Source organism: Citrobacter sp. GW821-FHT02E08 (assembly GCF_059421685.1).
In genome coordinates, this window is the sequence record NZ_JBWKVL010000009.1 from 108,555 (window position 1) to 135,377 (window position 26,823).

The 26,823-nt window shown below is 45.4% G+C and carries 23 protein-coding genes; all 23 read right to left on the reverse strand.

Going from position 1 to position 26,823, the window contains the following annotated elements; translation table 11 throughout:
- Window positions 1-5 precede the first annotated feature (5 nt).
- The 23 genes from galE to gmd all read right to left on the reverse strand — a co-directional run bounded on the left by galE (window position 6) and on the right by gmd (window position 26,809).
- Complete coding sequence (gene galE / locus AC07UY_RS13370; RefSeq protein ID WP_494701318.1) at window positions 6-1,004, reverse strand: UDP-glucose 4-epimerase GalE; 999 nt, start codon at window positions 1,002-1,004, stop codon at window positions 6-8.
- Between the two features lie 89 nt (window positions 1,005-1,093).
- A complete protein-coding gene (locus AC07UY_RS13375) occupies window positions 1,094-2,218 on the reverse strand; it encodes a glycosyltransferase (protein WP_494701317.1) in 1,125 nt (374 codons plus the stop codon).
- Between the two features lie 16 nt (window positions 2,219-2,234).
- Window positions 2,235-3,518, reverse strand: a complete 1,284-nt coding sequence (locus tag AC07UY_RS13380) for an O-antigen translocase (protein ID WP_494701316.1) — start codon at window positions 3,516-3,518, stop codon at window positions 2,235-2,237.
- A gap of 16 nt (window positions 3,519-3,534) precedes the next feature.
- On the reverse strand, window positions 3,535-4,770 hold the full coding sequence (locus tag AC07UY_RS13385) for an EpsG family protein (RefSeq protein WP_494701315.1): 1,236 nt from the start codon (window positions 4,768-4,770) through the stop codon (window positions 3,535-3,537).
- A gap of 165 nt (window positions 4,771-4,935) precedes the next feature.
- Complete coding sequence (locus tag AC07UY_RS13390; RefSeq protein ID WP_494701314.1) at window positions 4,936-5,334, reverse strand: WbuC family cupin fold metalloprotein; 399 nt, start codon at window positions 5,332-5,334, stop codon at window positions 4,936-4,938.
- A complete protein-coding gene (locus tag AC07UY_RS13395; RefSeq protein WP_494701313.1) occupies window positions 5,306-6,523 on the reverse strand; it encodes a glycosyltransferase family 4 protein in 1,218 nt (405 codons plus the stop codon). Before AC07UY_RS13395 ends, AC07UY_RS13390 begins: the two co-directional genes overlap by 29 nt.
- Window positions 6,523-7,662: a non-hydrolyzing UDP-N-acetylglucosamine 2-epimerase gene (gene wecB / locus AC07UY_RS13400; RefSeq protein WP_494701312.1), complete on the reverse strand. Its 1,140-nt coding sequence runs from the start codon at window positions 7,660-7,662 to the stop codon at window positions 6,523-6,525. The genes AC07UY_RS13395 and wecB overlap by 1 nt, the downstream gene beginning before the upstream one ends.
- Window positions 7,659-8,531, reverse strand: coding sequence for a dTDP-4-dehydrorhamnose reductase family protein (locus AC07UY_RS13405; RefSeq protein ID WP_494701311.1), 873 nt, complete (start codon window positions 8,529-8,531; stop codon window positions 7,659-7,661). The genes wecB and AC07UY_RS13405 overlap by 4 nt, the downstream gene beginning before the upstream one ends.
- Window positions 8,532-9,572, reverse strand: coding sequence for a polysaccharide biosynthesis protein (locus AC07UY_RS13410; protein WP_494701310.1), 1,041 nt, complete (start codon window positions 9,570-9,572; stop codon window positions 8,532-8,534).
- Window positions 9,573-9,638: 66 nt separating this feature from the next.
- Entirely contained in the window at window positions 9,639-10,658 is a 1,020-nt protein-coding gene (locus AC07UY_RS13415; protein WP_494701309.1) for a stealth family protein, read from the reverse strand.
- Window positions 10,648-11,691 carry a glycosyltransferase family 4 protein gene (locus AC07UY_RS13420; RefSeq protein ID WP_494701308.1) on the reverse strand — a complete coding sequence of 348 codons (1,044 nt, stop codon included), beginning with the start codon at window positions 11,689-11,691 and terminating at the stop codon, window positions 10,648-10,650. Before AC07UY_RS13420 ends, AC07UY_RS13415 begins: the two co-directional genes overlap by 11 nt.
- A 423-nt stretch (window positions 11,692-12,114) precedes the next feature.
- Window positions 12,115-13,008 (reverse strand): GalU regulator GalF, encoded by an 894-nt coding sequence (galF, locus tag AC07UY_RS13425; RefSeq protein ID WP_203360729.1) that lies wholly within the window; start codon window positions 13,006-13,008, stop codon window positions 12,115-12,117.
- 165 nt (window positions 13,009-13,173) lie between these two features.
- Window positions 13,174-14,577 carry a colanic acid biosynthesis protein WcaM gene (gene wcaM, locus AC07UY_RS13430; RefSeq protein WP_494701307.1) on the reverse strand — a complete coding sequence of 468 codons (1,404 nt, stop codon included), beginning with the start codon at window positions 14,575-14,577 and terminating at the stop codon, window positions 13,174-13,176.
- Window positions 14,578-14,588: 11 nt separating this feature from the next.
- Window positions 14,589-15,809, reverse strand: coding sequence for a colanic acid biosynthesis glycosyltransferase WcaL (gene wcaL / locus AC07UY_RS13435; protein ID WP_494701306.1), 1,221 nt, complete (start codon window positions 15,807-15,809; stop codon window positions 14,589-14,591).
- Window positions 15,806-17,086, reverse strand: coding sequence for a colanic acid biosynthesis pyruvyl transferase WcaK (wcaK, locus tag AC07UY_RS13440; RefSeq protein WP_494701305.1), 1,281 nt, complete (start codon window positions 17,084-17,086; stop codon window positions 15,806-15,808). Before wcaK ends, wcaL begins: the two co-directional genes overlap by 4 nt.
- Before the next feature lie 27 nt (window positions 17,087-17,113).
- On the reverse strand, window positions 17,114-18,592 hold the full coding sequence (wzxC, locus tag AC07UY_RS13445) for a colanic acid undecaprenyl disphosphate flippase WzxC (RefSeq protein ID WP_494701304.1): 1,479 nt from the start codon (window positions 18,590-18,592) through the stop codon (window positions 17,114-17,116).
- 8 nt (window positions 18,593-18,600) lie between these two features.
- The gene (wcaJ, locus tag AC07UY_RS13450) at window positions 18,601-19,995 is read right to left on the reverse strand and encodes an undecaprenyl-phosphate glucose phosphotransferase (protein ID WP_494701303.1); all 1,395 of its coding nucleotides are present in this window, start codon (window positions 19,993-19,995) and stop codon (window positions 18,601-18,603) included.
- A gap of 62 nt (window positions 19,996-20,057) precedes the next feature.
- On the reverse strand, window positions 20,058-21,428 hold the full coding sequence (gene cpsG, locus AC07UY_RS13455) for a colanic acid biosynthesis phosphomannomutase CpsG (protein ID WP_494701302.1): 1,371 nt from the start codon (window positions 21,426-21,428) through the stop codon (window positions 20,058-20,060).
- Window positions 21,429-21,577: 149 nt separating this feature from the next.
- A complete protein-coding gene (gene cpsB / locus AC07UY_RS13460; protein WP_494660258.1) occupies window positions 21,578-23,014 on the reverse strand; it encodes a mannose-1-phosphate guanyltransferase in 1,437 nt (478 codons plus the stop codon).
- Window positions 23,015-23,017: 3 nt separating this feature from the next.
- The gene (wcaI, locus tag AC07UY_RS13465) at window positions 23,018-24,241 is read right to left on the reverse strand and encodes a colanic acid biosynthesis fucosyltransferase WcaI (protein ID WP_494660257.1); all 1,224 of its coding nucleotides are present in this window, start codon (window positions 24,239-24,241) and stop codon (window positions 23,018-23,020) included.
- Window positions 24,238-24,717, reverse strand: coding sequence for a GDP-mannose mannosyl hydrolase (locus AC07UY_RS13470; RefSeq protein ID WP_494660256.1), 480 nt, complete (start codon window positions 24,715-24,717; stop codon window positions 24,238-24,240). Before AC07UY_RS13470 ends, wcaI begins: the two co-directional genes overlap by 4 nt.
- Window positions 24,718-24,719: 2 nt before the next feature.
- Entirely contained in the window at window positions 24,720-25,685 is a 966-nt protein-coding gene (gene fcl / locus AC07UY_RS13475) for a GDP-L-fucose synthase (protein ID WP_494660255.1), read from the reverse strand.
- Window positions 25,686-25,687: 2 nt separating this feature from the next.
- Window positions 25,688-26,809 (reverse strand): GDP-mannose 4,6-dehydratase, encoded by a 1,122-nt coding sequence (gene gmd, locus AC07UY_RS13480; RefSeq protein WP_162379951.1) that lies wholly within the window; start codon window positions 26,807-26,809, stop codon window positions 25,688-25,690.
- Window positions 26,810-26,823 lie beyond the last annotated feature (14 nt).

The window sequence follows — 26,823 nt, forward strand, 5'->3', positions numbered from 1 at the left end:
AAATTTCAGTGGTTATTTTTTTGCCATCGCCATACGTCTTTCACCATATCTTCAAGCGTTTTTGTCGCTTGCCAGTTAAGTTCTACTTGAGCTAGATTAGGATCTGACCAGCATTCGCCAATATCCCCCTCTCTCCGCCCTGTGAATTTGTAATTCACTTTTACACCATTGATTTTTTCGAATTTTTTTATGATATCCAACACAGAGTAACCTACACCAGTACCCAAATTATAAACGTGCAAATTATTATTAGTATTTTTATTCTCTAATGCTGCCAAATGACCGCTCGCTAAATCCATCACATGGATAAAATCCCTGACACCAGTACCATCAGGTGTATCATAATCAGAACCATATACTGAGAGATTTTCCGATTGGTCACAAGCGACCCTACATATATATGGCATCAAATTATTCGGAATACCTTTAGGGGACTCACCTATCAAACCTGATGTATGCGCACCAACTGGATTAAAATATCTCAATATAGTTATGTCTAGCTGATGATTTGCTTTTGCAACATCTTGCAATATACGTTCAACTAGATATTTTGAAGTTCCATATGGATTAGTCGTCCCACCAATTTTGCAATTTTCTGTTAAGGGTATCGTTTCAGGTGTTCCATAAACTGTCGCTGAAGAACTAAAAATGAAATTTTGAACATTGAATTCCAATACATTTTTTATTAAATTCAAAGTGCCGGTAACATTATTATCATAATATTCAACGGGTTTTTGAATTGACTCGCTAACAGATTTTAATCCTGCAAAATGCAACACATGAGAAATGTTGTAAGTAGTGAATATTTTTCTTAGCAATTCACCATCTCTGATATCTCCCTCATAGACTAATGGTTCAACACCACTAATCGCTTTGATTTTAGAAGCGACATCAAGTGATGAGTTGGATAAATTATCAAGAACAATTACGTTGTACCCTTTTAACTGCAACTCAATTACAGTATGGGAACCAATATAGCCCAAGCCACCCGTTACAAAAATCATATGCCTTCCTTACTATACTCTTATTGATACTGAGTCACAAAATTAAACCATTTAACTCATAAGAAACTTGCTAAGTCAGGTTAATGATCTCAGAACTCAAGCTCATTAAATTTCTTTCTGAGATTTTTATCGGAATACATGTGATAATCACTCCTGATTTCTCCGCGTACCAAAGTTGAGAGAAGATTTGCAATGATCTGCTTATCATTTGGTATCGATACATTCCCTGTTTTATGTAAGAAAATGTCCAATTCAGAATTTTTTTCAGTAATACCAATAATAGGTTTATGTAGATACATTGCATCCACCACTTTCGATGGCATATAAGGGTTTTTTATATTATCAAAAAAAGAGTCGACAATAAGAATATAATCAGCAGATTTCAGATTAACAATCATTTCATCATAAGGCAATGAGCCACTAATTAATACATTGGTGCTTAATGACTCAAGCATTTTATTTATCCTCCCGAAATTTTTAAATAAAATTTCAGACTGATAATCACTTAAAGCGTCAAGAAACTTGGAGACATCCCTGTTGCCATAAATAGAACCCGCATGCATGATAACCAAACGCTTGTCATCATGAGGGGTACTTGTTTTTCTATTAATTTTTTCTGACCAATCACTCAAATAAAAAAAAGGAATAACAGTAGATTTTAATATTACCTCTTTGTGACCACTACAAATATAATCCCTCATTGTTGCCGTTACAAAGATTAATTTATCGCTGAAACGAAAAGCTAATTTTTGCTCAATATACCTAATAACTGAACCTGGAGTGATCTTCGCATATCCTGTAAAAGGAGAACGGACGTAAGGATCAGTGAATGATGTAATCCATTTTACTCGCTTAAAAAAGATAAGCTTACAAAAAAAACCAAACCAATGGCAATAAAGTGGGTTAGTATGGGTCACTATATAGAGTGACTTATTTTCCTTAAGTAGTTTTTTAATGTTAAGAAACAAAAGCCAAAGAAAATTTAAATAGACAAACACTTTGTTAAATTTTGTTATATCAATTCTCTCAACCGCAAGGTGATCACCCTTTGTCAACCATTCTGGTATTTCTTGCTCTCCGGTTGGATTATCGAGAGAATAGATTTTGACATTGTGGTTTAAATCAGATAGCGCTTTTGCAATCCGATAGATAACTAAACCAGCGGGGTTTGCAAGCGGCACAGTATTTTTTGCAATAACGATATAATTAGCCAAAATATATAACCTTGTATTATATGTACTTTGTATGATTATTCTTTCTTGTTTTAAAAAAATGAAAGTATACAACAGAAGAGACAAGTATTAGATAAATGAAATTAGATAAAAAATAGCCATAGGAACCACCAACAAGACCATACTTATAAACCATAAATATTGATAAAATTGCAAAAAAGCTAAAATTTATTACTTCGAGCGTTATAAATATTTTCGATTTAGCCTTTGCTATCAATACATAAGAGAAAAGCCAAGCTGTAATTTTAAGAACATCACCACTCACCTGCCATTTAAATAAATTTCGCATATCATGAAATTCACGTGTAAAAAGAATTGATATAATAATATCCCTGAGTAAATACACAGAAAAAGAAGCTACAGAAACAAGAGGAACAATGATTTTTAGTCCATTTAGTAACTCTTTTTTGAGTTCATATTGATCTGTAAGCTCAGATAAGCGAGGAAGATAATAAATTGACAAAGTTGTCGTAACAACTAATAGATACATTGAGGAGATATACCACATCGATTGCCAATAACCTGACGCAGTAGTGCTGATGTTTTCTTGGATGAAATTTCTAATAAGCATTAATGAAAGAGGTCCAACTATCGCCGAAGTGATCGCCATTAATGAGAATGAGAATAATTTTTTTGATTCAACACCAGATATTTTCCCGAAAATTATCCGTATATTTGATAGGCCACCATTTCGCGTAAATGCAAAAGAGAGAGTAAGGAAGATAATAGATTGGTTCAATATCAGAGCTAAAAAAGCACCATTAAGACTAAAATATATGACTAGTAGCGATGAGATAACTAATGACACAATACTTTGATATATATTAATTATCACATAAAGCTTAATTTTCTTTAACCCATTCAATATAGCCAGGACAAAGCTATTTAATGAGGTTAGTATAGTAAACCCACCCAACAACTGAACAAAATGATAATAATCAGATGTAGCGAATAGAAAGTTAGATAAATATGTTGAACAAATTATCAATAACGCACCACAAACTAATGAAAGCGTTACGATGATCTTAAATGCTGAGGACCACAGATAATTAAGACACTCAGGAGTGTATTTGTTATATTCTGCGGTATATTTTGTTACACCGGCTAATATACCACCTTGCGAGAAAGTGTTCGACATCTGGATGAGATTCTGAAACTGGCCGATCATTGCTATTCCTGTAGGACCGATATAAATAGAAACGACCTTATTAATAACCAGCGCACTAAGCATTTTGACAGCTGTAGATACAAAGCTAAGTGCGGCGGTTTTGAAAATATTCACTCATCACCTCAGGAGGTTAAAAAAAATCAAATAGCACAGCCACGAGATTTGTATTTATCAGACTCAACTTTATATTTTGAAAGAAAAAAACATACGTTGATAACAAACCCACTGTTACTTGCATTAATAATTTCAAATAGATCATGCTAATCCCGATAAACTGACCATCAAGATTTTTAATCTTATAATCTCTTTTAGCATAAGTTATTAATGCAATAACTATCAATAAAAATTGATAGCGCATGTATACAGTATCAAAAGGAATAAAAATAAAGAAAATTATTGAACACACCACAAACAACCTAGATAACTCATCCTTGGTGTAATCTCTATTCTGGATAAAGGTGTAACTTAGGATAAAAGGAATCGCTACACTTACTCCCAACTTTATGTTTTCAAAAACAATTCCAGATTGACTAAACCCATGAAGAGAAACACGATCTGCTCCCCATAAACCACTGGTGTAGGTTGCTGCACCGATATTGACATTAAATACTTGTTCTATTCCTAGCAATATAAATGTAACAATAGGTTCAACTAAACAAAAACCAGATATAACCGATATGATCAGGGCACAGAGCGAAAGTTGACGAGAGTTGAAAAACGTACGAGTGATACGTAGGGTTAACATTGCTGCTGGTAATATGACTAGAGAAAAATGGCTGCAAATCGCTAAAATCAAAAAGACAGAGGATAATAATTTCCGTTGTTCAATATAATAATAGTAAATAAATAAAGATACAAAACCAAGTGCTGTAGTAAACCTTATACCGGTAATTTCAATAATCGTGTTTGTAAAAAGGAAAAGAATGAAAATAAGGAAAAAACTTAGCCCTTTTAACTGAGCTCTCTCCTTAAGTTTCATTATCACTGTTATGATGCTTGTATAATAAATCACAACAGATGTAAAATATATAAATTCTTTATTTAATGATAGCCAACTTCCAACATAAAACAAAAACTCAAGATAAAAGTCTTTAGTCTTGTAGAGGAATTCACCATGTTGTAGAAAATATTCATATGATTCATAGTGCCTATATAAATCAAACTCTTGAGGTGGTGAAAAACTATATCCAATGACCCCAAAAAATAGTCCTATAAAAATTGGCGCACCTTTTTTATTTTTAATAACGCCATACACAAAAAGTGGTATAAAAAGGTATGCACTAACCAGTAAACTATAAATTGATAATAAAATGTATATACCTGAACTCAACTCGCAGGGTCTAAATAATATATTTTTCTTTATCATCAGATTTTTCATATAATAGTTTAATTTGAGACAGCATCATTAATTAAAAATAATTGTAATATTTAAAACTCAAAAAATAATTCACACGACTTTTTTTGAAATCTTATTTCCAATCATGGTATATAAATAAAGAAAATGACATACAAAAGCATCATTGATTTATTATCATAAAAATTGTTTTGCTGCAGATGGGTCAAATGGTCCCTCTTTTATTTCAAGAAGAAGTCCTTTATCAGAAAGACATTCAACACTATGAATTTCATTCGGAGAAATTTCCACTGCCAAAATATCAACACCTGCTTCAATGATTGTTTTTTCGATTATACATCCCTGAATAGAATATTTAATTAACTCAAAAACCCCCTCCAAAACAATGAACATCTCCCATTGATGTTCTTCTTTATGGAAGTGAGGGTCTACATAACTCCCTTTAATGAATGCAATCAATAAGCGTTGTACTTTTTCATCATATGATTTGTGTAATAGATAATGTGAACGTTTTCTTTCACTATGATTTGCTTTCAGATAGAGTTCGTCAATAATCTTCTTGTCTATTTTCTTCATGAAATTTAACTACCTTAGATAGTATTTGGGCTGCAATGCCTTTAACATCAAACTCACTTTTAAGAAGGGCCAGAGAATATTCTCCCATTTTTATTCTTAAATTTTTATCCTGTAGCAAAGTTAAGGCGAAATTAAAAAGTCGCTCATCCTCTCCATTAACACAGATCATCCCGGCATTAGCATCATTAACAAGAGGCATTAAATCATTGCCCTCATTTACACTCCCAAGAATAGGGAGCGAATTTACCATATATCCTAAAATTTTTCCTGGGAAATTATGGGCCGTATGATGTCTGGCAAGAGAAAATAATCCAACATCGACTTCTGAAAGAAGAACTTTAAACTCTGACTGTGTTACAGAGGGAATATATGTAAGATTTTTCAAGCCCCACTCATCTGAAATGCAATGAACAAGTTCGACCTCATCGCCCTGACCAACAAAAAGGAAATGAGCTTGTTCATGCGGAAGCATACTCCGAACTAGTCTCAGCAAGTTTCCCATATCCTGAGCATGGCCAATATTCCCTCCATATAAGAATATCACTTTATCTTTTAAGCCTAGCTCTTCTCTATATTTCGGAGAAAATGATACATCCCCGAATTGAGCCCAGTTTCGTAAAACTCCAGTCGAGTATTTTGGATTTATTTGATTAAATAGTTCGACATTTTTTTGAGACATGAGGCCGATAAAATCGGCCTGATCATAATTATACTTTTCAAAAAAGCGGAAATATCTTTCTATTAGTGAACCGGGTTTTATTAGTCCTGCATCAATACTCCATTGCGGAAACATATCTCTCAATATCAAGTATACGAAACAATTTGCTTTAGACTTTATTTTTTTTATCAATGGACCAAAAAATATTGACGGTGAATAAATTACTATTGCATCAAAAGAACTAACCTGATGTTCATTTTTGATAGCTAGCCATGCGTTCCAAGATAGAATAGTTTCTCCTATAGCACGCTTTAATTTACTAACATCTTTAATTTGTGGACTTTTAAAATACCAAACATCAACACCATCTATATTCTTTTTATTAAGACGATTAACTTGATCATGATATGGTGTTATAATCGTGACTTTATGCCCACTTTCAACAAACGCACAAGCCAGCTCATGGAACATTTTAGCAGCAACTCGCGTACTGGCAGGAAGATAATCATCAATAATAAGAGCAAGTTGCATTAATATTTTTTCCAAACAACACGATTTACGTAATCAGTATAAGAATGAATAATACGGATTATTTTTTCAGATACATTCGGAGCATCATAGTCATCAACTTTACGTAGCAAACGTGTTTCACCACGAGGCTGCCTATTCAGTAAAGCAATAGCCTGGAGAATTCGTTCGACACTCATTCCCGTAAACATTACGGATGCTTCTTCAAAACCCTCTGGCCGCTCGTGAGCTTCTCGAATATTAACAGCCGGGAAGTTTAATATAGATGACTCTTCGGTGATCGTACCACTGTCACTAAGAACAACTTTAGCATTCATTTGCAAATGAACATAATCACTGAATCCCAATGGTTTCATCAATCTAACGTGAGGAGAAAATTGAAGGTTCAGTGCATCAATTCTCTTACGCGTCCTAGGATGAGTAGATACAATAATTGGCAACGCATATTTTTCAGCTAACGTGTTGAGTAAAATAACAAAATTATGAATATTGATATCCGAATCAACATTTTCTTCTCGATGAGCACTAACTAAGAAATAGTTATTCTCCTCTACATTTAACTCATGCAATACCATTGAAGCATCGATCTTATCTTTGTAAAAATTAAGGACTTCGTCCATAGGACTGCCTGTCTTAATGATAACATCTGGGTTCAAGCCTTCACGCAAGAGATGCTCCCTTGCAATTGTACTGTATGGCAAATTGATATCAGATATGTGGTCTACTATTTTCCTATTAATCTCTTCAGGGACTCTAAGATCAAAACATCTATTTCCTGCTTCCATATGGAAAATAGGTATTTTTTTCCTTTTTGCCGATATAGCAGATAATGCACTATTAGTATCGCCTAAGATGAGGAGCGCATCAGGTTTTATTTCACCGAGTAACTGATCTGATTTATTGATAACATTTGCAATAGTTTCTGCTGCTGTACCACCAGCGCACTCAAGAAAAACATCTGGTGCACGAATAGACAAATCACTGAAAAAAATCTGATTTAATTCATAATCATAATTTTGCCCTGTATGAACTAAAGTATGTTCACAACATTCGTCAAGCTTAGAAATTATTCTAGAAAGACGAATAATTTCAGGTCTTGTGCCTACGATAGTAACAACTTTCATTTTACTGTTCAGGTTCATAAGGAATACCACTTCTTATAATCAGTGTTCATATACGCCACGAGTTCATCCCAGTCAGGGGGGATGAAATCTATAGTTTTCCTCAAACGTGAGGAATCTAAGCTTCTGTCAATAACTAATTCTTTTGATTCATGAATTACAATTTCCTTTTTATACTCCTTAGAAATTTTTTTCAGTAAATCGAATTTATTGATTGCAATTGCCGATAAATGATACAATCCTTTAATCGATACATTAGGGATAATTTTTTCAGCTAACAATTTTGCTATATAAGCAGTAGGGAAACCAGAGAATATTGCTTTTGAGAAACCTTTTACCTCCCCATCCTGACTTAAAAACCAGTCAACAAGACTTAGGTGTGATGCCAGTTCGTGGCCAATTATAGACGTACGGATGGTAAGATGATTTCCGTAGCCAACCTCACCAAGATATTTAGTTCGTCCATATAGGTCTGTAGCTGTAGGGAAATCATCTTCCTTATAGTTTCCTTTTTTGCCATCAAAGACACAATCTGTTGAAAAATGGATAAACTTTGCCCCACGTGTATCACATATTTCTGCTAACTCATGCGGCAATAAAGCATTAACCTTTATTGCAGATGTATGCTGCTTCGATATGGAGCGTTGTTTGATTAAACCGATGCAGTTAATAACTACTTCAGGTTTAATATTTGTAATTATCTCGTCTACATGCTTCAGATCGAAAACATCAACATCGGAGATAATCGTTCCCTTAGTTTTGTTGTAAAATTTTGCTTTATCTTGGATGTTTCTAACAGTACCATAAACATCAAATTGTGAATATAGACTCAAATTTGCGTAGAGACTAAAACCCAGCATTCCACTGGCACCAAGAATAAGTATTTTCACTTACACCCCCTCAGGAATAATTAAATTTCCAGCTTCAATCTCTCTCATAAAATCTAATTTTCTAAGCAATTCCTTCATACCCTCAACATCAAGCTGTTCAGTATTATTTGAATTATAATCCTGCACCAAGTGAAGATCTTTCTCACCTACTTCAAAATATTTTGAGTAGTTTAAATCACGGTTATCTGCTGGAATGCGATAGTAACGCCCCTGGTCCTGGGCGACAAACATTTCTTCTCTACTGCACAATGCTTCAGATTGTTTTTCGCCATGACGTGAGCCAATAATATTAATCTGATGATCAGGTTTTTGCAGGAATGAAAGCAACGATTTAACTAAAACATCAATGGTAGCTGCTGGTGCTTTTTGTACAAATGTATCTCCATTCTCACCATGCTTGAAGGCATGTAGAACTAAATCCACAGCATCGTCCAGAGTCATCATAAAGCGAGTCATATTAGGGTCAGTTATTGTAATTGGGTTACCATTTATGGCCTGCCTAATAAACAATGGTATAACTGACCCACGTGAAGCCATCACATTACCATAGCGAGTGCAGCAAATAACGGTGTCACCCTTATTATTAAGATTTCGCCCCTTAGCTACAATAACTTTCTCCATCATAGCTTTAGATATACCCATTGCATTAATTGGATATACCGCTTTATCAGTACTTAAGCAAACAACGCGTTTTACTGAATGATTAATGGCAGCTTCTAAAACATTCTCTGTACCTAAAACATTTGTTTTAACTGCTTCTAAGGGATAAAACTCACACGAAGGGACTTGTTTTAAAGCAGCCGCATGGTATACAAAATCGACCCCTCTCATTGCATTCGAAATGCTCTGATAATCTCTAACATCACCAATATAGAATTTTAATTTTTCTGATTTATAAAACTTCCGCATGTCATCTTGTTTCTTCTCATCGCGTGAGAATATACGAATTTCTTTAATATCAGTATCAAGAAAACGTTTTAATACAGCATTCCCGAAAGAACCAGTACCGCCGGTAATTAACAACACTTTAGAATTAAACATAATAAAAACCTATTATTAACAATTAAATCGTTTAAAATAGCATACCACTTTGATAAATTATGAATGCTAAGCCTTAATTTCAAATGAACTTTTAGCTGGAAACAGCAGTTCTAACTCTTTTATCAGTATGCTTTTTAATTTACTAAATTCATCATCTGACATATTTTCATCTTCACAAATACAGAGAAAATTATTTGAAAGGCAAGAATCTTTACTCTTATAAAATGATTTGGCATCTTTAACATAAATTGAACAATGGTCATTATATTGCATCGGAAAAAACCGATTATTCAATATATTAATATATCTAAAAAGATAGTGGCTAACATCCGTTGAGGAACGAAATTTAGTATTAATTGTATTTTTAACAGCGGTATTGCGTTTTTCAGATGTTGCATCTAACCATGTTGATTTTAAATGCGGTTGCGGGTGGTGATATATATCAATCCATTTAATTTCACCCAGCAATGAAAATGTGAAGTTAGCAATTCTTGTTTTTAGATTGTAATTTTTGCTGTATAGATTTTTCTTGTCTATTTTGCGCACGCTTAAATCATCTATATAGTTGTAATTGTTATTAATTAATTGGCACGCTAAATAATTTTGTGGTTTCAATTTTTTGTAGAGCCATCCCTTTCGAGAAAAGGATAGTTTACAATAATCAACAGGCAACTCGTTTAGGAAAAATCTTTTTTCAGATACAGGTTTTAATATCAGCATGTCGTCATTAAATAATATAAATTTTTCTGATAATTCTTTGATATTAGAAAAATTCATTTCGATCGCATTAGAATTAAATACAGGAAGAGCATCTTTGTATATGAAAATATTATTATGCGTATGAAAATAAAGCTTAGGCTGTTCTAAATCTAACCAATCAGGAACCTGCCCGTTCGTCACAAAATGGACTCGCCTCACCCATGGCATATTTCTTTCAATCCCACGAAATATATATTTTAAGACTCCAATATCTCGGAATCGGCCAGGATTATGGCCTTTATATTTTGCATACTCTTTTATCCAGGAAGGTTCATTACCATCAACCCAAGTAATTATGACATCAATTTCATTAATTTCATTCGACATCGTTGAATTCCTGAATTAGAGAATTCCATTTTGCCCTAACATTTTTTAAATCATATTTCTCAAAATATTTCTCAGCATTCCCTGAGCATTTGGCATAATTATTGTAACAATAACGGATCGCATCACAAAACTCTTTTTTATTCCAAGTTTTGCCAAGCAACACGCCATTATCTTTTATAAGATCAGGTGCTGAGTAAAATGTATTTCTGGCGACAACCGGCAATTTTCTAGATATAGCCTCTATAACGCTAACCGGATAACCTTCAAACTCACTACTCAGTACATAAATACTACTTTCATCTAATATCTTAACTTTGTCGGTAATGCTCGAATTTATATTAACATTACTTCTTTTCCTTGCTAAATCGACAAGATATTCTCTGTCTTTGCCATCACCATATACATTTAGTGTGTAATCTGGTAGACCATCCATAGCGTCAATAACAAGATCGATCCTCTTAATTTCATTTTGAAATCTTGCCAACATTACCAAGTTCTTACCGGATGCTTTTTCAGTCATCAAAAATGGAATACCAGCTGCAAAATTGATAATTTTAATACGTTCATGGTCAATATTAAAAAAGTTAGAAATCACCTCACCTTCCATTTCAGAAAGTGCAACAATCTTTGCCACTTTTCTTGCCAAATCTACCAGTTTATTGCTTCTGTTAAAATTATACTTAGACTTCCACCAGTTATCGACCGTAGTGTGTTGAATTAGAATCGTTTTATTAAGATCGGGGGAAATGTCAAGATACTTTGGTGAATTAAGAATAATTAAATCATATTTTTTATCTTTTAGTATTTTTTTTATCTTGTTTTTTGTAAACCAGCCATTTGACAACCTGTTAAAGACCCTATTGATTCTATTAAATTTTGCGGCAGCAACACAATCATCGACTTTGAATACGCCTGCCTCATCATATTCATAGACAAATTCAGCCTCAGGGAAAATCTCTTTTTTAATATTTCTGGAAAATGCTTCAATTCCACCAATTTTACCAGGGTTGTACCCGACTAATGCTATTTTCATACCCATTACCTTTAGTTTTTATAACTAAATTAATATTTTTTGACTATTATTTTTAATTACGTGCTGGTAGTTTTGAAAAATACTATGTTGATTACCTAAAATTCCAGACAAAAAGAGCACGCTACCGCCCCTGGCTTAACAGCTACCAGCGCACTGCGTACATTCAAAATGATGTTTTCAAGCTATGCCGTATCAGGCATAGCTCTCAAAAACTTAAACACTAATTGTCTTACCAAACGCTTTCGGAAACAAGGAAAATTCGACAAATTCCTGAGGATTTTTTACCATATAACTCATTGTTTTTACTTTGTTTTCATAAAACAAAACGGCAGAAACATCCAATTAGCATCAGCACCGCTGCCTGGGATGTTCTCTGCCGTTATCAATTTTTACTGCGAACAACGCACAAAAGACTGACGCGTTTTATTCGCTCAGCAACTTCTCAATGCTCTTACGGAACTTCGGCCCTTCCTTCAGGTTGCGCAGTCCATACTTCACAAATGCCTGCATATAACCCATTTTTTTACCGCAGTCGTAGCTGTCACCCGTCATCAGCATTGCGTCAACAGACTGTTTTTTCGCCAGTTCTGCAATGGCGTCTGTCAACTGGATGCGACCCCAGGCACCTCGTTCAGTTTTTTCGAGTTCCGCCCAGATATCCGCAGAGAGGACATAGCGGCCCACCGCCATCAGGTCAGAGTCGAGCGTTTGCGGCTGATCCGGTTTTTCGATGAATTCAACGATGCGACTCACTTTACCTTCATTATCCAGTGCTTCTTTCGTCTGAATAACAGAATACTCTGAAAGGTCGCCTCTCATGCGCTTTGCCAGTACCTGGCTACGGCCGGTTTCATTGAAGCGGGCCACCATAGCAGCAAGGTTATAACGCAGTGGGTCAGCGCTGGCGTTATCGATAATAATGTCAGGTAATACAACGACAAACGGATTGTCGCCAATAACCGGGCGTGCGCACAAAATGGAATGACCCAAACCGAGAGGTTGAGCCTGGCGCACGTTCATGATCGTCACGCCCGGAGGACAGATGGACTGTACTTCCGCCAGCAGCTGGCGTTTTACACGCTGCTCGAGGAGAGATTCTAGTTCGTAGGAAGTGTCGAAGTGGTTTTCGACCGCGTTTTTGGACGCGTGAGTGACCAGGAGGATTTCTTTGATCCCAGCAGCCACAATCTCGTCGACAATGTACTGAATCATAGGTTTGTCGACAATCGGCAGCATCTCTTTGGGGATTGCCTTGGTGGCAGGCAACATGTGCATACCCAGACCCGCTACCGGAATAACTGCTTTCAAATTAATCATTATTTCATCCACCTGTAAAATGGTTGCTGAATTATAGCTCTTTGACATGTTTTAGCCAGCATGAATTACATAGCGGCTCTGTTGAAGATGTTACGCCGCTTATCCAGAGAATGCAGTAGCCATAATCTGAAGAATAGAGATGTGTTTTCAGGAATGTACATAAAACTACCGCGCCTTCTCCGGCAATCTGAAATTGATATCCTCAACATTGACGACCTGGTGATCGACGCTGTCGATATCTACCGAACTCTGTCCCTTCTCATTCACCGCATGCACGTTGGCCAGAGACAACAGCGTATCCTGTTTGGCCATAAACTTCCCTCTCACGTCTTTGCGCAGGTCAAAGTGCATTTTCAGCGCCGGTCCGGTGGTGGACGTCTGCATCACATTGATGTTACGTAAAAAAAGATGCTGTGGCTTATTGTGCAGTTCCAGCGTCGCCCGCTTCATCTCAATGTTAGTGAGCGCCACAAACGAGGTCGCGTTTCCGGAAGATATTTGGATGCCACGTAGCTTCCAGGCAAGATGGGTATTATCGAGATGAATATCATTCAATTTGAAATTTTGTGGGATGGATAAATATCGACCTTTAACCACACCGTAGCCAATAAGCATTCCAGCACTATTCACCATATCAATATTATCAATCACAAAATTATCACAACCATATATTGCCACCGTGGCATTATCTATCCCTGCTTTCTTACTGAAATCCGGTGTGATATTCCGGGCTTTCACATTGCGAATGATAAAGTGCTTACCATTCTCAACATGGATCAGTTGCCGACAATCTGAGCCGGTGATGTTTGCCACCACAAAGTTTTTCACCGTTTGCTCTTCCGGATAGCGATTGTCGTAGGTGCTTCCCGCTAACCCAATGCCGATCCCCCAGTTAATCTTGCCGTTAGTACAGTTGATACGTTCAATGACATGATCCGAAATCAGAATATTGCGATCGTTAATCGCCACATTCCATTCAATCGCATCGCCCTGTAGGTCACTGAAACGGCAATGGGTGATCCGCGCGCCGTCAACCTGGTTATGGAATCCCTGGCGCAAAATGGCATAGTTCGCCTGAGTCACCGTGATGTCATCAATGATCAGATTGCGCATAATCCGCGGTTTTTTGCCGCCGATATAGATCTGGGTTACCGGGGCAAAACCGCTCATGGCAATTCCTTTGATCACGCAGTCCGAACCGCGCACATCCAGCGTGATGTTATGCAGGCTACCGCCCCCCTCCCCTGTGACCTGGCAGCCATCCTGTAGTACAAACCGGCCTCTGCCGTTGCCACTTAGCCGCCCAAGCACATGCAGCGTTTTACCGGCCGGGATGAAAATCCCCGTATTGATGTTTTTGCAGACCACTCCGGCAGGCACCACGACAGTTTGCGCGTCATCGAACGCGCGTCTGAACGAAGCGACCCAGTCCTGCGGATTGTACGCCTGGATATTGACGGTCTTTCGGGGTTCAACGGCGCGGGCAAGCGGAGTATGGAGGATGGGGAGTGCGGCAAGGACGGAGCCTGCCGTCAGAAAGGTACGTCGGGAGAGTGTCTTCTCTGGCATACAACCTCAATTTACATCGTTTGCAGCAGGCTGGAGAGCTGAAGATTGATCACCTGCTGGTTAAAATCAGACTCAATTTTTTCACGAGCGCGTTGCACCACGGGTCGGAGCGCATCGCCGTCGATTCGGCTGAACGCCAACAGCTGTTCAGCCAGCGCCGGAGCATCGTTTTCGGGCACCAGCCAGCCGGATTTTCCAGCTTCCACCAGTTCCGGGATCCCGCTATGGACCGTAGAGATAACCGGAATACCGACCGCCATCGCTTCCATCAATGCTACGGGAATACCTTCCATATCCCCGTCCGCCCCCGTGACCGAAGGCAGCAGAAATACATCGGCCTGTTCCAGCATTTTTTTTACCTCATGACTGGGTTTAAAGCCGGGCATTTCAATTACATCCTCCAGTTGGTACTGCTCGATCAGCGTGCGCAGGCGTCTTTCCCACGGACCGATACCCAGAATGCGATAACGGAAATCCACGCCGCGCGCTTTAAGCAGGCGGCAGGCTTCAATGGCGACATGCAGCCCTTTTTTCTCAGTGAGGCGGGCAACGGAGATAATCTCCAGCGGCGTGGCGGGCGTTTTAAGCGGCCGATGGGTAAACCGCGCCATATCCACACCCATGCGTGAAACCGCGATTTTCTCCGGCGGACAGCCCATCCCTTTAAGCCGCACGGCCCAGAGTTCGCTGATGGGCAGCATTAAATCACCGCGCCGAAACAGTTGCTGGTATTCGGGCGTATAGTGGTTGAGCACCTCCCGGCTCGAGATATCAATGCCATGGAAAATAGTGGCGATCTTACCTTTGAGTACCCCAAGTTCCCGCAGTTTCGCCGCCGTTACCCCGGCAGGACCAAAATGGGCGATAAAGACATCGGCATGAATCGGTGTCGTAACCTGAGCGCAAATAGAAGAAAGGATCAGGTTGCGCGACTCAGCACCGTAGCGAGAGACGTTTAGCGCTTTCCATGTCGGCGCACGATGCAGTCCCGCCAGCGTTTTGATTGCGCGATAGCGCAGTTTTGCGAGGCGTCCTGTCGGCTCATCCTGCAACCAGCGGGTTTTGGCTTCCAGGCCATATTTCGTCCATGACGCGTGGGTATTGTGCAAATCGCCCTTCTGTAGCGCGACAATCTCTACCTCAAACCCCATGTCGATAAACGCGGTGATTTGGTTAAGCACAAAAGTCTCCGAGGACAACGGGAATTTGAGTAAAAAGAAGCTGACCTTCATTTTCCCTCCCTGATGCGGTTTAACACCGATTCAACCATGCGTAACCCCTGCTCACGCTCACGCGCCACGGCGGCAGAAACGCGCGTGTTCAGTTCCGGCAACTGCCCCAGCGTATCGACCACCCTTGTTGCCAGGCTTCCATCCAGCAGATGGCGAATATCGATGGCCATCTCTGGCAACCCCAGTTGCTGCATGATCCCCGCCGACTTATGTTCGTAGTTGATGGCAATGGCCGGGGTGTCAAAGTTCATTGAGATAATCGCGGAGTGCAGACGTGTTCCCACGGTCAGTTCGCAGGCGGCAAGAATTTTTCCCATCTCCAGATCGTTCAGTTCGTCCATTACCACATGGTAGCGTGACGGATCGCTGACATACTGGCGTAAGTTCAGCGCCACCATACGGTCGTCTTTGTTATAGCTGTCAATCCCGGTACAGGTTGAGAGCGCAATCACCTGATACCCTTCCTCCAGAATGCGATTTACGACCCCGGCGAACGCCTGCTCATAGGCCTGCTGAGTGGTGCCCAGACGTTTATCAAACGGCGCCAGTTCGCGCAGTGTGATAGCGACGGTCTTCTGCGTCGCGGCCACATCCAGCCAGTGTTGCACCGTGTAGGCCGGTTCAAAATCATCATGGTGACGCTCCACTAGCCACGCGGTGTCCACGCCGGATTCCACTTTTGCCGTCGTGATGTCGCTACGCTTCATCAGTTCAAGGCTTACCGCTTCGCGCAGGATCAACGCGTCACACTGTCCAAAAACATAGTTCGCCAGTCGGTTGAATTGATCGTCCTGGAACGGGCCGACGCTGTGACCCATCATGTACAGCGGTTTTTTCGCCATGAACGTACACAGCGCATGCTCAAATTGCGGTACACCGTAGAGGTCGACAAAAAACGATCCGCCAACCTGGATAATCGCGTCGTAGCCCGACAGCAGACGGACAAAATCTGTAAAGCCCTGGGCAATCGCAATGTTACGCAGCTTGCCGGTATCCGTGACGCGCGAAAGCAGAACCTGATGTTGATAGCGGCGGCGCAGCACTTTTTTCACCCGCCCCATCATCCCTGCCGCACTGTTGTGCTGCTTCATTTGCAGCCAGATAGGATCGCCCATCACCGGACGATTGAGTAACCAGGAAGAGCTCACCGGATAACGGCTCATCACGTCGACTTCCGCGTCGGGTTCCAGGCGATGAACGGCATCCAACAGGCCGCGTAAAATCGCACTGTCGCCACGGTTGCCGCAAGTATGGTTGCCAAGTATGAGTAGTTTCATTTGTATCCCATTAATCATGTTTGAGCTTTATCCTGCGCGTAGCAGTGTTTTCATTTTTTCGCTGCGACAAAACTGGCGCTTTATTTCCACCACTAACGGATGGCGCGACGCCACGATCATCACGACAAAGGCCAGCGCGCCCGCAGCAATTTGCGTTGCCAGCAATACGCCGAGCGGCAGACGCCCCTGCAACGCAACGCCCAGGCCATAACTCAGCGCCAGCGTCGGTAAAGAGAGATAAAACGGTAGCCATAAGCTCAGGATGTACTGACGATAGCTGGAGCCCAGCACCGGTTTGATCATCACGAAGTAGCTCAGCACCGTGTTGATGATTTGCACCAGCAGAAAGCCCAGCGTGACACCAATAGCGCCCGCCAGATGACCGCCGATGAGAATGGCCGGAATAAACAGGCACGTTTTGAACACATTGAATTTGAAGCTGATATCGACGCGCGCTTTCGCCATCAGCAGCGAGCCAATCGGGTTACCAACGGAGCGCAGCAGCCCCACCACGCACAACAGCTGCAGTACCGGAACGATACCGCGCCATTTCTCGCCAAAGACCAGTGGCACAAAATTGTTCGACACCACCATCAGGCCGAGCAGCGCAGGGAAGTTAATGATCCCCACCACCGACAGCAGCTTGTAGAAGTTAATCCGCAGCTTTTCGGTATCGTCCTGAATTTTGGCAAATGCGGGAAACAACACGCGGGTGATGATGGGATTGAGTTTCATCGGCGGAACGACCGCCACGTTGTACGCCAGGTTGTATCCCCCCGCCACGCCTGCGCCAAGAATGCGCGCCAGCACCAGGGTTGAGAGATTGGTATTCACATAATTGATGATGCTGTCTGCCGTCAGCCACGCGCCAAAACGTAAGTTCGACGAGACGGATGCCAGCGAAAAGTGCAGTCCGGGACGATAGATTTTGCGGCCAAAATAGCCAAACAGCAGCGTACGGACCGCGCTGTTGACCAGATAACCAAGGATCGCGGTTAACGCCCACGGCCAGAAATGGGCGCTGACCACCGTAAAGGTAAACCCCGCCAGCACCGAACTGATCTCGATCATGCCAATCTTGTTGAACTCCAGCTCCTTTTGCATCAGCGCACGGAACTGCTGCCCATGGGGGGTAACCACAAATGCCAGCGACAGGGTTTTGATTAATGGCGCCAGATCGGGGTTATTCAGCACATTGCTAATCACGTCGCTAAGCAGAAACACCGCCACGCACACCACTATTCCCAGACCGACGTTGAGCCAGTACAGAGTGGTCAGTTCGAGGTGACTTATCTCTTTACGCTGGATAATCGAGTTGGCGATGCCAAAGTCCGAGAGAGTGTCGGCCAGCGCAATAATCACCAGCGAGACGGTTAACAGACCAAACTGATGGTTGTCGATAATCCGCGCCAGCACCGTCATCTGAATCAGTCCCAGACCGATGATAACCACGGTGGCCATCGCCGACCACTTGGCGCCGCTGAGGGTTTTTTCGCGTAAACTCATTTCGTTCCTCAGTAAGCCGCTTTGTTCACAAAGCCCTTAAACACGGTAAGGAAGACGATCTTGATGTCGAACCACAGACTCCATTCGCGGATATACTCAAGATCAAACTCAACCCGCTTTTCCATCTTCTCTAAGGTGTCAGTCTCACCGCGCCAGCCGTTTATTTGCGCCCAGCCGGTAATGCCCGGTTTCACCTTGTGGCGCAGCATGTAACCCTCGATAAGCTGGCGATACTGCTCGTTGTGCGCCACCGCATGGGGACGCGGCCCCACGATAGACATGCCGCCCGTCAACACGTTGATAAACTGCGGTAACTCGTCCAGCGATGTGCGGCGCAGAAAGTTACCCACGGGGGTGACGCGGGGGTCGTTTTGCGTCGCCTGGGTGACCACAGCGTCGTTTTCCATCACTTTCATGGATCGAAATTTCCACACTTTGATTGGTTTGCCATCCATGCCGTAGCGCGTCTGGCGGAAAATAACCGGGCCGGGGGACGTCAGCTTGACCGACAGTGCAATGCAGCACAGCACCGGAGAAATCAGCAACAGAATCAGCGACGCCAGCACAATGTCTTCGGCACGTTTAAGCAGACGATTGATGCCTGAGAGCGGCGTGTCATACAGCGGCACCACCGGCACGCCACTCACCTCTTCGATGCGGGAGTGCAAAATATTGAAGGTGAAAACGTCAGGGATAAGGATCACCGAGCAGGTGGTGTCAGCCAGTTCTCGCACCAGCTTTTTCACCCGTGCGCCATCACACATCGACATGGCGATATAAACGTTATGAATACGTGACGCTTTGGCATCGTCCACCAGCTGTCGCAGATTGCCCGCCCAGTCAGATGACACGCCGCCCGGTTTCGCGTCGTGATATACACCGACCACCTCAAAGCCCAGCCACGGTTCGTTGCGAAAACTCTCCAGCAGAGCCTGACCAGCGGGTAAATCGCCCGCCACCGCCACCCGCCGTTTGTTGTAACCACGATGGCGTAACCAGCCTGCCCCGTAACGAATCAACGAACGGCAGACCACCAGTCCAACGCTTGAGAGCAGATACCACGCCAGCCAGACGGCAGGACGGTTCTCAACGTCGTTATTGAAAGCGATTAAACCCGCGCTAAACACCAGGCTCAGCGTCCAGTTACGCAGCAGCAGCGCCAGTTCCGTCGAAATTTTGACCCCGCGCCAGGAGCGGTAAAAATCCGTTATGCCTCCCAGCATCTGGAACACCACCAACGTAATTAAGGCCACCAACAGGTGCATATACAGAAATGGCAAGCCGCTCACCTGGCAGACGACCCACAGCCCGCCAAACATGAGGGTGATATCTGAAAAGCGTTGCACCATAGAGATTAACGATGCATTGGTTTTAGCTCGCTCGCGCTTTTTTAGATTTGTCATCGTTGTTCCTGTTCTTAGCCCTTATCCAGCCATTCCCTGACTGGATAAGAGAAGCACTGACATTACTGATTCAATAACGCCAGCAGAGTGCGCGTTCGCGCTTCCATCAGCGGGATATCGCCACGCGATTCAACGTTAAGGCGCACCACCGGCTCGGTGTTTGACGAGCGCAAATTGAAACGCCAGTCGGTAAACGACATGCTGATGCCATCGGTTCTGTCCACCGCCAGCGCCTCGCCCGCAAAGTGCTGTTCAACGCGGCCAATCGCCGATACCGGCTCTGCCAGTTGGCTGTTGATCTCCCCACTTGCCGGAAACGCCACCATCCGGTCGCGCACCATTTCGCCCAGCGACTGTCTTTTAAGACACACCAGTTCAGCCACCAACAGCCATGGGATCATCCCGCTGTCGCAATAGGCAAAATCACGGAAATAGTGATGGGCGCTCATCTCGCCACCGTAGATGGCGTCTTCCTGACGCATCCGTTCTTTGATGAACGCGTGGCCGGTTTTTGACATCACCGGCGTGCCGCCCGCCGCCGTCACCACATCAACGGTGTTCCAGGAAAGACGCGGATCGTGGATGATCTTTGCGCCCGGATGCTTCTCAAGAAACGCCTCTGCCAGCAGGCCAACGATGTAGTAGCCCTCGATAAACTGTCCTGTCTGGTCGAAGAAAAAGCAGCGGTCGAAATCGCCGTCAAACGCAATACCCATATCTGCGTCATGCTCAATCACCGCGTTGCGGGTATCCGCACGACACTCTGGCAGCAGCGGATTCGGTATCCCGTTCGGGAAATTGCCGTCCGGCGTATTGTGGACTTTGATAAACTCAACCGGCACGCCGCGCGTTTTAAAACGGGTTTCGATGGCATCCACCACCGGACCCGCCGCACCGTTACCGGAGTTAATTACCAGTTTCAGCGGGGTGATGTTGTTGACGTTGATGTAGCCGAACAGATGATCGATATAGGCGTCACGCAGGGAGATCTGTTTATAACTCCCGCGCTTGGCGTCATTCACCGGCGGGAAGTCATTGCTCTCGGCCAGACGCTGGATATCGTGCAGCCCCGTGTCGCCGCTGATCGGCCGGGCGCCCTCACGCACCAGCTTCATGCCGTTGTAGTCCAACGGGTTGTGGCTGGCCGTCACTTCGATACCGCCATCCACGCCGAGGTGGAAAGTGGCGAAATAGATCTCTTCGGTGCCAGACAGACCAATGTCCAGCACGTCAACGCCGGCATCCTGCAACCCTTTCGCCAGCGCCAGTTTTAGTGCCTGGCTTGTCAGACGGACGTCGCCGCCCAGCACGACCGTTTTCGGTTTCAGAAATTCGCCATAAGCGCGACCAATGCGCCATGCGATGTCTTCGTTAAGCTCTTCGCCCAGCCTGCCGCGAATGTCGTAGGCTTTGAAACAGGTTAATTTCGTCATGTTTTTACCCTTCTTCAGGCAACAGTTAGCCCTGACCCGTTAATGGCCAAAAATTATCTTTGTCGTTATTTGCCGGATGGCGCTTCGCTTATCCGGCCTACCGAACTGTAGGCCCGGTAAGCGCAGCGCCACCGGGCACAATAAAGGCGCTACATCCGCCCGTAGCGATCCTCAAACCGCACCACGTCGTCCTCTTCGAGATACGAGCCGGAGCGCACTTCGATTAAATCGAGCGGAATTTTTCCCGGATTCTCCAGGCAGTGGGTCGCCCCCAGAGGAATGTAGACAGACTCGTTTTCACCGAGCAGTTTGATATCACCATCAATGGTGACTTTTGCGGTACCTGCCACCACAACCCAGTGTTCGGCGCGGTGATGGTGCATCTGAACGGAAAGCCCTTCGCCCGGCTTCACGGTGATCCGTTTCACCTGGTAGCGGTCGCCCGCGTCGATGGAATCGTATTTGCCCCACGGACGGTACACTTCGCGGTGAATATGGTGCTCGTGGCGTCCGTCAGCTTTGATCTGTTCCACCACTTTTTTCACATCCTGTACCGCGTTACGGTCAGCAATCAGCACAGCATCTTTGGTCTGCACAACCACCAAATCCTTCACACCCACCGTGGTGACCAGACCGGATTCGGCATACACATAGCTGTTCTCGGTTTTGTGGCTGATCACATCGCCATGGTGGACATTGCCTTCCGCCGTATGCGCGCTGATTTCCCACAGCGAAGACCACGACCCCACATCGCTCCAGCCCGCGTCCATCGGGAGAACAACGGCATCCGCCGTGTGTTCCATCACCGCGTAATCGACCGACTCTTCCGGGCAGGCGAGAAACGCCTCTTCCTCCACGCGGATAAAATCAAGATCGGGGTCAACGGCGCTCATCGCTTTCTCACAGGCGTCAAAAATATCGGGACGGTATTTTTTCAACTCCTCCAGATAACGCCCGGCGCGAAACAGGAACATCCCGCTGTTCCAGTAGTAGTCGCCGCTTGCCACCCACGACTGCGCGGTCTCGAGATCGGGTTTCTCGACAAATTGCGCGACGTCAAAAGCCACGGCATCGTGCTTACCAGGAGTGACATTGCCGCGACGAATATAGCCATAGCCGGTTTCCGGCAGATCCGGCACGATCCCAAACGTCACCAGTTTGCCCGCGTCGGCATACGGCATCGCGTTGCGCACCGCCGTGCGGAACGCCTCTTCATCGGCAATCACATGATCGGCCGCCAGCACCAGCATCAACGGGTCGTTCTCCGGGCTGTGACGGGTTGCCGCCAGCGCCGCCAGCGCAATTGCAGGGGCGGTATTACGCCCTGCCGGTTCGAGAATGATATTCTCGGTCAGCTTGTTCAGCTGTCGCAGTTGTTCCGCGACGATAAAGCGGTGTTGTTCATTACAAATCACCACCGGGCTTTCGCACTCCACGCCGTTCAGACGACAAATGGTCGTTTGCAACATCGTGAGATCGCCCTTCAGGCATAAAAACTGTTTTGGATAAAGTACGCGGGAAAGCGGCCATAAGCGGCTACCGGAGCCACCCGCCATCACGACCGGATAGAGTTTGGTCTGATTCATTATTTAATCCCGAATATCTGCAATAAATTGACGTAACACGTTCTCTTTATCGAGCGTGCGTTCGGCATAGTCACGTGCCACCGTGTTGTTTTCAGGCATGGCGAGCGCTTGCGTAATACCGCTCACCAGCGCGTCGACCGATTCGGGCTCTACGCAAACGGCGATGCCCGGATAGCTGTCGCAGAGCTGCCCCAGCTCGGTCCCCGCTTCTGCGGTAATCACCGCATTGCCGCCCACCGCCAGAATATTGGTCAGCTTGGAGGGCAGAACTGCGTCCGCCGCGCCGCGCTTTTGCACCACCAGATGGCAGTCGCCCATTTTCAGCAGCGCAGGTAACGCGGCGTAAGGCTGCAGCGGGAAGAATTTGATGTTTTCCAGGCCGCGTTCGCGGGCCATTTTTTCCAGCCGCGCTTTGCCGCCACCCTGACCGACAATCGCAAACAACAGCGGCAGCTCACGCAGTTGTTCCGCCGCAGCAATCACGTTTTCCAGCCCCTGTTTTTCGCCAATGTTGCCGGAGTAAAGAATGATTTTGCGATCAAGCGGCAGTTCAAGCTGTGCGCGCAGTGTGCGGACATCGTCGTCGCAAACGTCGCGAAAACGGGCAACTTCCGACCAGTTTGGAAAGAAAATGATCTTCTCTGCCGCCACCCCTTTCTCCTGCGCTTTATTCATCATTGAGCGGGAAATGGTGGAGACGTTGTCAACGTGATGCAGGCCGCTACGTTCAAACGCCGTTGCCAGTCTGGCAACCTTACCGCGCTTGCCTTTCCCGGCCAGCCCCAGGCCGAGCATCGCGTCCACTTCGTAATCCTGAATATGCAGCAGCGTGCGTGCGCCGGAGAGTTTCGCCAGCAGACGCATCCCCGGCGTGCAAAACAGCGTGGGCACCACGCCAATGATGCGATCCGGCTTCCAGCGACGTTGCGCCAGTAACGGGAAAAAGCTGCTCAGCGCAAAGCTGCCCAAATGCAGCAGGCGCTTCAGCGTTGACGGTTGCGCTGGTACGTACAGCGGGCAGCGCCAGACGGTGGCATCGCCCTCTTCCCGGCGGTAACGCCAGCTGGAGTAGCGCTCGCCGACTTTCCATTGCGGGTAGTAAGGCGGCGCGGTAATCACCCGAACCTCATGGCCTTCACGCGCCATCCACTCCACCATCTCGCTGGTGTACTTACCAATGCCGGTCAGTTCTGGTGAGTAGTTGATGCCATACACCAAAATTTTCATAAGCCCGGCACCCCAGCCTGGCGTTCCGGCATAAAATAGGCGCGAGTGTTGTCATGCACGTCGTCGCTTGCCAGCAGCGCCGCTGGCGTCATCCAACGGTATGCATCGTGCTGGGCATCCGGTAACTGAAGGTCGGCTTCCTGAACGCGCAGTCGAAAACCGAGCACAACGTAATGCGTCGAGAATGTCTCTTCCGAGAAGTTATCGTCATAGAAGTGCTGCCAGACACCATAAAATTCGCCAGCGGACATCGGCAAACGTAAGCCCAGTTCAGCCTGCGTCAGGCGTTCGAAGGCCGCGTGCAGCGGCTCATCTTTTTGCACCCGACCGCCGGGCACAAACCAGTCGCCCTGTGCGGGCCGGTTGAGGCGTTTGCCCAGCAGACATTCTCCCCGCGCGTTTTCCACGATCAGATCAATGGAAATCAACGGTGTGGAGCGCACCACGGTGGCAAAATCGTCCTGACGTAAAAACATGCTTACCCCCGAAACCGGTGCTGGTTCTCAAGGAACCACTGGTACGTGCTGGCAAGGCCCGCTTCCAGCGAAATCTCGTGATACCAACCAAGCTGGTGCAGACGGGTTACATCGAGCAGTTTGCGCGGGGTGCCATCCGGTTGCGTGGCGTCAAATACCACGCGACCTTTGTAGCCCACCACCTTCGCGATGGTTTGCGCCAGTTCGCGAATGGTGCAATCCACGCCGGTACCGACGTTGATGTGCGACAGCATCGGCTGGGTATTCTCCTGCCAGACTTCGCGGTCGAGTTCCATAACATGGATGCTGGCAGCCGCCATATCATCCACGTGCAGAAATTCGCGCATCGGCGTACCGCTGCCCCACACCACCACATCCGCCGCATTCTGTACCGTCGCCTCATGGAAACGACGTAGCAGCGCCGGGATCACGTGCGAATTGCTCGGATGGAAGTTGTCATGCGAACCGTACAGATTGGTCGGCATCACCGAACGATAGTCGCGGTGATACTGGCGGTTATAGGATTCGCACAGCTTGATCCCGGCAATCTTGGCGATGGCGTACGGCTCGTTGGTCGGCTCAAGCGTTCCCTGCAACAGTTCGCTCTCCGCCATCGGCTGTGTCGCCAGTTTTGGATAAATGCAGGATGAGCCGAGGAACAGCAGTTTATTGACGTTATGCAAATGCGCGGCGTGGATGATATTGCTCTCTATCATCATGTTTTCATAAATGAAATCAGCCGGGTACGTGTTGTTCGCCACAATACCGCCCACCTTTGCCGCCGCCAGATACACCTGATCGAGGCGCGCGTCGGCAAAGAACGCCTGCACCGCTTTGCTATCCAGCAGATTCAGCTCGTCGCGGGTGCGCAATACCAGTTCCACATCGCCGCGCTGTTCCAGTTGTCTGACAATGGCAGAGCCCACCATCCCGCGATGGCCCGCCACAAAAATACGTTGTTTCATCATCCTCAGGACTCCAGCGCGATGGCAACCTCGTAACCATGAGATTTCAGCAGTGAGTGCTTCTTCGCCGCTTCCAGATCGTTTGCGACCATCTCTGACACCATCTGCTGCAGGGTAATCTCCGGCTTCCAGCCCAGTTTTTGGTGCGCGCGGGAAGGATCGCCCAGCAGGGTTTCCACTTCCGCAGGGCGGAAATAACGCGGGTCAACCGCCACAATCACATCACCCGCTTTAACGCCCGGCGCATCATGACCGGTCACGGAGACAACGATGCCTTTCTCGTCTACGCCTTCCCCTTCGAAACGCAGTTTGATCCCCAGTTGCCCTGCCGCCATTTCAACGAACTGACGCACGGAGTACTGCACACCGGTGGCGATGACGAAGTCTTCCGGTTTCTCCTGCTGCAGCATCATCCACTGCATTTTGACGTAGTCTTTGGCGTGGCCCCAGTCACGCAAGGAGTCCATATTGCCGAGGTACAGGCATGACTCCAGGCCCTGGGCGATATTGGCGATCGCGCGGGTAATTTTGCGGGTCACGAAGGTTTCGCCACGGCGCGGCGATTCATGGTTAAACAAAATGCCGTTACAGGCGTAGATCCCGTAAGATTCACGGTAGTTTACGGTGATCCAGTAGGCGTACAGTTTGGCCACCGCATACGGAGAACGCGGATAGAACGGCGTGGTCTCTTTCTGCGGGATTTCCTGCACCAGGCCATACAGCTCAGAGGTAGAGGCCTGATAGAAACGCGTTTTCTTTTCCAGACCGAGGAAGCGGATTGCTTCCAGCAGGCGCAGCGTCCCCATCGCATCGACGTCAGCGGTGTATTCCGGCGATTCAAAGGACACCGCGACGTGGCTCATCGCCCCCAGGTTGTAGACTTCATCGGGCTGCACTTCCTGCAGAATGCGCGTCAGGTTGGAGGAATCAGTCAGATCACCGTAGTGCAGATGGAATTTTGGGTTGCTGGCGTGTGGGTCCTGATAGATGTGATCCACACGCTCGGTGTTGAACGACGAAGCGCGGCGCTTGATACCGTGCACCTCGTAACCCTTCTCCAGGAGAAGCTCCGCCAGGTAAGAACCGTCCTGCCCGGTGACGCCAGTAATGAGAGCGACTTTTGACATGTCTGTTTTCCTTC